This window comes from Sphingomonas sp. PAMC 26621 (genome assembly GCF_000251145.1).
Classification (GTDB): domain Bacteria; phylum Pseudomonadota; class Alphaproteobacteria; order Sphingomonadales; family Sphingomonadaceae; genus Sphingomonas.
In genome coordinates this window covers 17,618-28,087 of record NZ_AIDW01000034.1, presented here as the reverse complement: position 1 = coordinate 28,087, position 10,470 = coordinate 17,618, and the positions used below count along the sequence as shown (strand labels likewise).

Here is a 10,470-nt window from a genome sequence, read left to right as displayed (position 1 = left end):
GGGGGGGGGGGGGGGGGGGGGCCCCCCCCCCCCCCCCGCCGTCATGCTGAACTCGTTTCAGCATCCACTGCGCAGCGGGCACGGACAGGACTTGCGGCACGGTGGACCCTGAAACGAGTTCAGGGTGACGCCGGTAGTAAAGGCGTAGCCGCCCCGACCGGAACGCTACCCCCGCGCCGTCGCCGATCGCGCAAGCGGCACGCGCAGCACGCGGTCGTTCGCGGTGAGGAACAGCGTCTGTCCGCCCTCGCCGAACGCGCCGTTCGCGATCGGGCCGCCATTGGCGATCCGCGCGATCGGTTCGGCCTCAGGGGTCATCAGGTAGAAGCCGCCCGGCGCGCTGCAGAACAGCGTCCCGTCGGCTGCGACCTTCATTCCGTCGGGCAGACCCGGGCCATGCATCGGGCCCGCATCGAGGAACACCCGCCGCGCGGTCGGCAATCCGCGCGCGTCGAGATCGTAGACCATGATCCGCGGCGCCTTGTCGTCCGACACCGAGACGTACAGCTTGCGCTCGTCGGGCGACAAGGCGACCCCGTTGGGGCGGGCGAGCGTCCCGTCGATCAGCACCGTCTCCCCGCCGCGCGTCCAGCGATACACGCCGTTGTGCGGCAACTCGCGGAGCGGCGAGGTATCGCCATCGACCAGGCCATAGGGTGGATCGGTGAAATAGATCGCGCCCGAGCGCGCGATGTGAAGGTCGTTCGGGCTGTTGAACCGCTTGCCGCGATAGCGATCGACCAGCGTGGTCCGTTTCCGGCTCGCGAAATCGTAGCGCATCAGCGCGCGGCTGCCGCTGTCCGCGATCACCAGCGCGCCATCCGCCGCGAGCGCGAGGCCGTTCGATCCCGCCTCGCGGATCGTCTTCGGGTCGGCATCGGCCGCACCCGACGGCGTCAGGAACGGCGCAACACCCCCCGCCCGCGTCCACCGCCGCATCAGATTGGCGGGCGGATCCGAGAACAGCAGCGCGGTGAGCGCGGGAACCCACACCGGCCCTTCCGCCCAGCGGATCCCGGTGGCGATCGTCTCGATCGTCGTGCCCGGCGCAAGATAACGGTCGGCGGCGGGGGACAGGCGCTCGATCCCCGGAGCGGCGTCCGCCGCCAGCGCCGCCGCGGGCAAAGCGGGTGCCACCGCAAGCGCGGTCATTCCGGCGAGGAGCGTGCGGCGCGTCGGCTCGCCCGCGAAACGCGTGTCGGCAGAGGGTAGGGTGTAGGGCGACACGATCGGCGGTTCCCGGAGCTGGCGGATGGTATCGCTATCGTCGCACCACCGCGCCGTCTCGTCCAGCGATCGTGGCGACGGCGCAAGGGGCGCAGGCGCGGTTACGCCTTGTACAACCTCTCCAGCCGCGCGCCGTACACTTCTTTCAGCACATGCCGCCGGATCTTGAGCGACGGGGTGAGCTGCTCGTTCTCGATGGCGAACGGCTCGTCCGCGAGCACGAAGCGGCGGATCCGCTCGGTCAGCGACAGTTCGGCATTCACGCGTTCGACCGCATGGCCGAGCGCGGTGCGATATTCGCTGTTCTCCGCAAGCCGCTTGAAGTTGCACGCATCGCCATTCCGCGCGCACCATTGCTGGGTCCATTCGGGATCGGGGACGATCACCGCGACCATATAGGGCCGCCGGTCGCCGAACAGCATCGCCTGCGAGATTTCGGGTTGCAGCGTCAGCATCCCCTCGACCTTTTGCGGCGCGACATTCTCGCCCTTGTCGTTGACGATGATGTCCTTCTTGCGATCGGTGATCTGGATCCGCCCCTTGGCGTCGATCACCCCGATGTCGCCGGTGTGCAGCCAACCGTCTTTCAACACCCGCGCGGTCTCGGCGTCGTTGCGCCAATAGCCCTTCATCACCAACTCGCCGCGCACCAGGATTTCGCCATCGTCCGCGATCCGCACCTCAGTGTTGGGAAGCGGCGGGCCGACCGTGTCCATCTTGATCCCGACCTTTGGGCGGTTGCACGAGATGACCGGCGCGGACTCGGTCTGGCCATAACCTTGCAGCACGGTGATCCCGATCGCGTCGAAGAAGGTCCCGACCTCGGGCGTCAGCGGCGCGCCGCCTGACACCATCGCCTTGATCCGCCCGCCGAACCGCTTCTGGATCTTGGGCCGCAGCGTCGCGCCGAGCAGCAGGTCCATCGGCTTGTCGAGCAGCCCCGCCTTGCCCGCCGCCCGCTTGCTGCCGAGCGCCTCGGCCCGCCCGAGCAGATAGGTCGAGAGCTTGCCCTGTTTCTCGACCGCCTTCGAAATGCGCGCACGGAGCAGTTCGAACAGCCGCGGCACGACGACCATCATCGTCGGGCGGACTTCCTCGATATTCGCGGCGAGCTTGTCGAGGCCTTCGGAATAATAGATCTGCGCGCCCAGCGCGATCGGGAAGAACTGCCCGCCGCTATGCTCATAGGCGTGGCTCAGCGGCAGGAACGAGAGGAAAATCTCGTCGTCCCAGCCGAAATCCTCCGAGATGATCGTGCAGCAGCCGAACACATTGTGGAGGATCGCGCCGTGATGCTGCATCACCCCGCGCGGCGCGCCGCCGGTGCCGCTGGTGTAGAGGATGCACGCGGTATCGCCCCGCGTCGCGTTCGTGCGGATCGTCGCGGGTTCGGCGGCGTGGTCCGCGAGCAACTTGTCCCAATGGTGGAATTCGAGTGCGCCCTGCTGGCCGCTGCGCATGTCCTCGATACTGATTACGATCTTCGCGGTCGACGCGCGGATCGCGGCGGGGAGCAAGGTCTTCGCAAGCTTCGCGGTCGAGACGATCACCGCCTTGGCGCCCGAATTCTCGATGATGTGCGTGTGGTCGCGCTCGGTATTGGTCGTGTAGGTCGGCACGGTGATGCACCCCGCCGCCATGATCGCGAGATCGGCGATGCACCATTCGGGGCGGTTCTCGCTGACCAGCATGACGCGGTCGCCCGGCACCAGCCCGATCGCCTTCAGCGCCGCCGCCAGGCTCGCGACCTCGCGCGCGGTCTGGGTCCAGCTGCGCGAGCGCCAGGCGCCGCCCGCCTTGTGCCACAGGAACGGCGCGTCGCCTTGCTCGGTCACGCGCGCGAGAAACATCGCGACGAGGTTGGGGAAGGTTTCGAGGGTACGCATGGGTCTCTCCCTGCAGATAACGCGTCGTGTTCGACTGCGTAAACTTATTCCGGCGGGCGGTTGGCGAGCGTGCCGACCCGGACGATCTCGGTCCTGCGCCCGTCCTCGCCGATCGCGACGCCTTCGCTGCGCGGATCGGCCGCACCGACCCAGCGGCCACCCACGCGTTCGATCGCATTCGCCTTCAGCCCGAGCGGCGCGCTCACCACGCGTTCGCCAAGCGCGCGGAGCGCCGGGATCATCGCGTCGAGCTGCGTGCCCTTTTCCGCCGCCGCGGTCTTGCCCGGAGCATATAGCAAACCGAGCCCGATCGCATCCTGCGCGCTCATTTTCCAGTCGAGCACCGCGATCAGCGCCTTCGACACCTGCGCGATGATCGTCGAGCCGCCCGCCGCCCCGATCGCGATCCGCACCGATCCGTCCGGGTTATAGACGATCGTCGGCGACATCGAGCTGCGCGGGCGCTTGCCCCCGGCGACTCGGTTGGCGACGAGGGTGCCGTTCTTCTCGGGGACGAAATCGAAGTCGGTCAGCTCGTTGTTGAGCTGCACGCCGTCGACCGAAAGGCCTGAGCCGAAATAGCTCTCGATCGTGGTAGTGACTTCGGCGACGTTACCGCGCCGGTCGACCGTGACGAGATCGCTCGTACCGGGGACGTCGGCATTGGGCGCGAGCTGGCGCGGCGGGGCGCCGGGGGGCGTGCCCGCGGTGATGCTCGGCATCGTGCGGTCGGTCGCAATCAGCGCGGAGCGCTGCGCGAGATAGGCCGGGTCGAGCAGGCCCTTGGCGGGGACGTCGACCTTCTCGGGATCACCGAGGTACATGTCGCGATCGGCGTAGGCGAGGCGTTCGGATTCGGCGAACAGATGCCACGCCACCGGGCTGGTCTTGCCGAGCCCCGCCATGTCGAAGCGTTCGAGCTGCTTGAGGATCATCAGCACCGCGACCCCGCCCGATCCCGGCGGGCCCATGCCGCAGATCCTGTAGACGCGGTACGTGCCGCAGATCGGCGCGCGTTCCTTGGCGCGGTAGCCGGCGAGGTCGGCCAGCGTCATTTTCGACGGGTTGCGCGGCGAGGTGTTGACCGCCTTGACGATCCGCTGCGCGACCGCGCCCTTGTAGAAGGCATCGGGGCCCTGCTTCGCGATCCTGGCGAACAGCGCGGCTTGTGCGGGGTTGCGGAAGATCGTGCCGACGGCGACGGGTTCGTTGCCGACGGGAAAGAAGCGCGCATGCGCTGCGGGATCGAGCCGGTCACCGAAATTGGCGAGCCCGTTGTGGAGCCGCGGCGTGACCGTGAAGCCGAGCTGCGCGAGCTTGATCGCGGGCGCGAACAGCCGCGACCAGGGGAGCACGCCGTAACGCTTGTGCGCGAGCGCCATCATCCGCAGGTTGCCCGGCACGCCGACGCTGCGCCCGCCCGGCACGGCTTGCGTTAAGGGGAGGGGCTGCCCGTCCTTGCCGTAGAACCAGCGCGCATCGGCGGCGGCGGGGGCGGCTTCGCGGCCGTCGAAGCTGGTCGTCGCGTTGGCAGCGGCATCGTGGTGGATCATGAAGCTGCCGCCGCCGATGCCGGAATTCTGCGGCTCGACCACGTTGAGCGCGAGCATCGTCGCGATCGCGGCATCGGTGGCGCTGCCGCCGGCTTTGAGGATCTCGACGCCCGCCGCGGCGGCGCGCGGGTCGGCGGCGCTGACCATGCCGGTGCCGGCTTGGGTCGCGGCAGGTTTGGGGTCGGTCCGCCGCGCGTCGGCGACGGTGGGGGCGAGCAGCAGGAGCGCGAGGGTTACGAACGACTTGACCATGCGCGGGACCGTAGCGCGCTTTGGTGGTCAGGCAAGGTTGGGGTTTCGGTACGGCGCACTTCCCCATCCCCCGTCATGCTGAACTCGTTTCAGCATCCACCGGGGTGCGCGTCCCTCGGTCGGAGGATTCGCGCGGCGGTGCAGCCCAAGGCGGGCTGGGGAAGAAGGAAGGATTGATCGCGCAAAGCCGCAAAGCCGCGAAGAGAAGACGCGGAAGTTGGCGGGGGTTGGCCGATCTCGGTCCATTCCCGGCTCAAGCGTGGCGCGTAGGACTATTGTCAAAAACGTCCCTCCCGTTCGTTTCGAGCGAAGTCGAGAAACCTGGCACAACGCCGGTTTCTCGACTTCGCTCGAAACGAACGGGGGGCTGGTGGTCTCGGGCTCCTGGCTCTTCGTCTTACTACAGCACCGCGCGCCTCAGTCGTCGGCCCCCACTGCCGCCGCAACACTCGCGAACCCGTCCCGCTGCAGCGCCTCCGCCAGCCCGCGCAGGATGCGTTGCGCCAAGCCTGGCCCATGAAACACCAGCGCGCTATACAGCTGCACCAGGCTCGCGCCGGCGCGGATGCGGGCATAGGCTTCTTCCGCGCTGTCGATCCCGCCCGCCGAAATCAGCGGCATCGCGCCCCCCGTCGCCTTGCGGAAATCGCGCAACCGCGCGCGTGCGAGCGGCGCGAGCGGCGCACCCGACAGGCCGCCCGTTTCGCCCGCATTGGCCGAGCGCAAATCGGGGCGCGAGATCGTCGTGTTGCTGACGATCAGCGCATCGACATGATGCTCCATCGCCGCGCGCGCGATCGCGTCGATCGCGGACGCGTCGAGATCGGGCGCGACCTTGAGGAACAGCCGCGGCGGATCGCCGATGCGGCGCGCCTCGTCGGCGGCGGCGAGCAGGTCGGTCAACTCGCGGCCATGCTGGAGATCGCGCAGGCCCGGCGTGTTGGGGGAGGAGATGTTGACCGTGACGTAATCCGCGATCGGCGCGGCCGCCGCGACGCCATGCGCGTAATCCGCGATCCGGTCGGGCGCGTCCTTGTTCGCGCCGACGTTGATACCGAGCACCCCGCGCCGCTTTGCCGCCTGCGCGCGCGGGAGCGCGGCGTGGATCCCGCCGTTGTTGAACCCCATGCGATTGATGACGGCCTTGTCCTCGACCAGCCGGAACAGCCGCGGGCGCGGGTTGCCCGCTTGCGGTAGCGGCGTCAGCGTTCCGATCTCGACGCTGCCGAAGCCCAGCCCGAAGAAGCCGTCGATCGCCTCGCCATTCTTGTCGACTCCGGCAGCGAGGCCGAGCGGGTTGGCGAAATCGAGCCCGGCGACGGTGGTCCGCAGGATCGGGGCGCTTTTCGGGGCGGTGCGCGGGAAGCGCGACAGCAGCGTGATCGTCAGGCCGTGCGCCTGTTCGGCATCGAGCGCGAACAGCGCGGGGCGGAGGAGGGGGAACAGCATGCGGGCCTGATGACACTGGTGCGAGGCCGCGTCAAAGCGCGCTTCTGCGTCACCCTGAACTCGTTTCAGGGTCCACCGCGCAGCAGGCACGGACCGGACTCGCAGCGCAGTGGACCCTGAAACAAGTTCAGGGTGACGGACGCAAGGGTGACGCGGCCCTTCCACAGCCCTTGACCGACTCACCCCGCACCCCCATTTGCAATCCTACCAATATTGTCCGATTGGAGCTCATGCGTCTTTCCAGCCTTGCCGACTATGCCGTCGTGATGATGTCCGCCGCCGCGCGACATTGCGGCTCGTCGTGCCGGTTGAACGCGACGCTGCTCGCGGGGGAGACCGGGCTGCCGCTGCCGACGGTGCAGAAGCTCGTCAGCCGCCTGTCAGCGGGCGGGCTGATCGAGAGCACGCGCGGCACCGGTGGCGGTTTCCGCCTCGCGCGCCCCGCGGCGGCGATCTCGCTTGCCGAGATCATCGAGGCGGTCGAGGGGCCGATCGCGATGACCACCTGTGTCGACGAGGGCCGCCACGATTGCGCGCTGGAAGGCGACTGCCGGGTCAAGCCGCACTGGAACGTCGTCAACGGCGCGGTCCGCGGTGCGCTCGACGGCGTTTCGCTGGCCAGCCTGTCGAGGGCACCGGCATGACCGCTCAGCGCGAAGCGCCCTCCACCCCCTTCTTCCTTTGTGGCTTCGTGTCTTTGTGCGAGGCAAATCTTCTCGCACAAGGCCACAAAGGCACAAAGATTTTCAGAGATTCATCAAGCCGCTGCGCGGCGAGGATTTGACGATGGCGACCAAGAATGCGCAGGCCTATGAGGCCGTCAACAAGACCTACGAGTGGGGCTTCCACTCGGACATCGAGCAGGACTTCGCGCCCAAGGGGCTGAGCGAAGACACCGTCCGGTTCATCTCCGCCAAGAAGGGCGAGCCGCAGTGGATGCTCGACTCGCGGCTGAAAGCGTTCCGCCTGTGGCAGACGCTGGAATCGCCCGATTGGGCGAAGCTTAATCTCGAGCCGATCGATTACCAGGACGCGTTCTACTACGCCGAGCCCAAGCCGAAACCAAAGCTCGGCTCGCTCGACGAGGTCGATCCCGAGATCCTGCGCGTCTACGAGAAGCTCGGCATCCCGATCGCCGAGCAGAAGATGCTCGCGGGCGTCGAGGAGCTTGGCGAGGACGGCCAGCCCAAGCGCCGCGTCGCCGTGGACGCGGTGTTTGACTCGGTCTCGGTCGCGACGACGTTCCGCAAGGAGCTCGAGGCGGCGGGCGTCATCTTCCGCAGCATTTCCGAGGCAATCAAGGAATATCCCGAGCTCGTCCGCAAGTGGCTCGGCCGCGTCGTGCCGATGACCGACAACTACTTCGCCACGCTCAACGCCGCGGTGTTCAGTGACGGGACCTTCGTCTACATTCCCGAGGGCGTCCGTTGCCCCATGGAATTGTCGACCTATTTCCGCATCAACGCCGAGAATACCGGCCAGTTCGAGCGTAGCTGATCGTCGCGGACAAGGGGTCGTACGTCTCCTATCTCGAGGGCTGCACCGCCCCGATGCGCGATGAGAACCAGCTTCATGCCGCCGTGGTCGAGCTGGTTGCGCTCGACGATGCCGAGATCAAATACTCGACCGTGCAGAACTGGTATCCAGGCGACGAGAACGGCAAGGGCGGGATCTACAATTTCGTCACCAAGCGCGCGTTGTGCCAGGGCAAGAACTCGAAGGTGTCGTGGACGCAGGTCGAGACCGGCAGCGCGATCACTTGGAAGTACCCGTCGTGCGTGCTCAACGGCGAGAATTCGGTTGGCGAATTCTACTCGGTTGCGGTGACCAACAACCGCCAGCAGGCGGATACCGGCACCAAGATGATCCACAACGGCAAGGGATCGCGTTCGACGATCGTGTCGAAGGGGATTTCGGCGGGGCGTTCGGACAACACCTATCGCGGGTTGGTTCGGGTCGCGCCGGGTGCGGAGGGCGTGCGCAACTTCACGCAGTGCGATTCGCTGCTGCTCGGCGACCAGTGCGGCGCGCATACCGTGCCGTATATCGAGGTGCGCAACCCGTCGGCGCAGATCGAGCATGAGGCGACGACCTCGAAGATCTCCGACGACCAGATGTTCTACGCGATGCAGCGCGGTCTCGATTCGGAGAGCGCGGTGGCGTTGATCGTCAACGGCTTCGCCAAGGAAGTGCTGCAGCAGCTGCCGATGGAATTCGCGGTCGAGGCGCAGAAGTTGCTGGGGATCAGCCTTGAGGGCTCGGTGGGGTGAACCCCGCCACACACCGTCGTCGTGCTGAACTTGTTTCAGCATCCACCGTGCAACTGGCATGGGCCGGACGTGTGGCGCGGTGGACCCTGAAACAAGTTCAGGGTGACGGACGGACTATAGTTCAAACGAATTTGCGGAAGACAGATGCTTAAAATCACCGACCTCCACGCCGAAATCGATGGCAAGGAAATCCTCAAGGGTCTCTCGCTCAGCGTCAATGCGGGCGAAGTCCATGCGATCATGGGCCCGAACGGCGCAGGCAAGTCGACGCTCGGCTACGTGCTCGGCGGACGGCCCGGCTATGAGGTGACGTCCGGCGCGGTCGATTTCGACGGGCAGGACCTGCTCGAGATGGAACCGCACGAGCGCGCTGCGGCGGGCCTGTTCCTCGGCTTCCAATATCCGGTCGAAATCCCTGGCGTGTCCAACGTCCAGTTCCTGCGCGAGGCGCTCAACGCGCAACGCAAGGGCCGCGACGAGAAGCCGCTGTCGGGCGCTGAATTCCTCAAGCTCGCGCGCGCGCAGGCGGATCTGCTCAGCATGGACCAGGACATGCTCAAGCGCCCGGTCAACGTCGGTTTTTCGGGCGGCGAGAAGAAGCGCAACGAGATGGTGCAGATGGGGATCGTCGATCCCAAGCTGGCGATCCTCGACGAGACCGACAGCGGGCTCGACATCGATGCGCTGCGGATCGTCGGCGAAGGCATCAACCGGATCATGCGCAAGCCCGACAAAGCGGTGATCCTGATCACGCATTATGAGCGGCTTCTGGGCTATGTCGCGCCCGATTTCGTGCATGTCTTGTCGGCCGGGCGGATCATCCGCTCGGGCGGGCCGGAGCTTGCGGCCGAGCTGGAACGTGAAGGCTATGCCGGGGTGGTTGCGTGAGCGGCCTTTCCCCTTACTGCCGTCATGCTGAACTTGTTTCAGCATCCACTGCGCCACAACGGCTGGCCGGACTCGTTGAGGGCTGGATCCTGAAACAAGTTCAGGATGACGCAGAAGGGGGCGCTCGTGGCTGAGCTCGCCCGTGTCCCCACCCGCCGCGACGAGACGTGGCACTATAGCAACCTCGAAGCAGTCGCATCGGTCTGGCCTGTCGCGACCGAAGTCATCGACGTGCCCGCAGGCACATCGATCGCGCGCGTTATCGTGCAGGACGCCGCGACCGACACCGTCGCGATCCGCGATTACCGCGTGATCCTGCGCGAGGGCGCAACCGCGACGTTTCATGTGCTCAACACCGGCGGCAGCTTCGGCCGCGTCGCGATCGACGTGACGTGCCACTCGGGCTCGCATTTCGAGCTTGGCGGCGCGATGCTGGGGACGGGCGAGCAGACGCTCGAGATCGTCACCACGCTCAACCATATCGAGCCGAACGCCACTTCCAACCAGGTGGTGCGTACGGTGCTCGGCGGGCGCGCGACGGGGTCGTATCTCGGCAAGGTCGCGGTCGCGCGGCATGCGCAGAAGACCGATGCGTCGCAGAGCGTCAAGGCGATGCTGCTCAGCCGCACTGCGACCGCAAACGCCAAGCCCGAGCTCGAGATCTATGCCGACGACGTGAAGTGCGCGCATGGCGCGACCGTGGGCGAGCTGGACGCCAATGCGCTCTTCTATCTCGCGTCGCGCGGGATTGCGCCCGCGCAGGCCAAGGTGATGCTGCTGGGCGCGTTCATCGGCTCGGTGTTCGACGGGATCGATGATCCGGCCGAACGCGAGCGGGTAGAGGCGGCGGCGCAGGCTGCGCTGGAGCGGATGTTGTGAGGGGCACCACCCACAATTGCCGTCATGCTGAACGTGTTTCAGCATCCACCGCGCCGCAGGCACGGG

Annotated in this window: 7 protein-coding genes and 1 pseudogene; 4 read left to right on the top strand and 4 right to left on the bottom strand. The window is 66.9% G+C overall.

Annotated features, from left to right (window positions below; translation table 11 throughout):
* Window positions 1-165 precede the first annotated feature (165 nt).
* The 4 genes from RI03_RS16525 to RI03_RS16510 form a co-directional block, all read right to left on the bottom strand.
* The gene (locus RI03_RS16525; RefSeq protein WP_010218697.1) at window positions 166-1,227 is read right to left on the bottom strand and encodes an SMP-30/gluconolactonase/LRE family protein; all 1,062 of its coding nucleotides are present in this window, start codon (window positions 1,225-1,227) and stop codon (window positions 166-168) included.
* A 101-nt stretch (window positions 1,228-1,328) separates the two neighbouring features.
* Window positions 1,329-3,113: an AMP-dependent synthetase/ligase gene (locus tag RI03_RS16520; protein WP_010218695.1), complete on the bottom strand. Its 1,785-nt coding sequence runs from the start codon at window positions 3,111-3,113 to the stop codon at window positions 1,329-1,331.
* A 44-nt stretch (window positions 3,114-3,157) separates the two neighbouring features.
* Window positions 3,158-4,918 (bottom strand): gamma-glutamyltransferase, encoded by a 1,761-nt coding sequence (gene ggt / locus RI03_RS16515; RefSeq protein WP_010218694.1) that lies wholly within the window; start codon window positions 4,916-4,918, stop codon window positions 3,158-3,160.
* 417 nt (window positions 4,919-5,335) lie between these two features.
* Window positions 5,336-6,367: a quinone-dependent dihydroorotate dehydrogenase gene (locus RI03_RS16510; protein ID WP_010218693.1), complete on the bottom strand. Its 1,032-nt coding sequence runs from the start codon at window positions 6,365-6,367 to the stop codon at window positions 5,336-5,338.
* Window positions 6,368-6,597: 230 nt separating this feature from the next.
* On the opposite strand from RI03_RS16510, the gene RI03_RS16505 reads away from it, so the two are divergent.
* The 4 genes and pseudogenes from RI03_RS16505 (at window position 6,598) to RI03_RS16490 (ending at window position 10,404) form a co-directional block, all read left to right on the top strand.
* Window positions 6,598-7,011: an SUF system Fe-S cluster assembly regulator gene (locus RI03_RS16505; protein ID WP_010218692.1), complete on the top strand. Its 414-nt coding sequence runs from the start codon at window positions 6,598-6,600 to the stop codon at window positions 7,009-7,011.
* A 142-nt stretch (window positions 7,012-7,153) separates the two neighbouring features.
* A pseudogene (gene sufB, locus RI03_RS16500) lies at window positions 7,154-8,637 on the top strand (Fe-S cluster assembly protein SufB).
* A 144-nt stretch (window positions 8,638-8,781) separates the two neighbouring features.
* Window positions 8,782-9,525, top strand: a complete 744-nt coding sequence (gene sufC / locus RI03_RS16495) for a Fe-S cluster assembly ATPase SufC (protein ID WP_010218691.1) — start codon at window positions 8,782-8,784, stop codon at window positions 9,523-9,525.
* Window positions 9,526-9,630: 105 nt separating this feature from the next.
* Entirely contained in the window at window positions 9,631-10,404 is a 774-nt protein-coding gene (locus RI03_RS16490; RefSeq protein WP_010218690.1) for a SufD family Fe-S cluster assembly protein, read from the top strand.
* The last annotated feature ends 66 nt before the right edge of the window (window positions 10,405-10,470 follow it).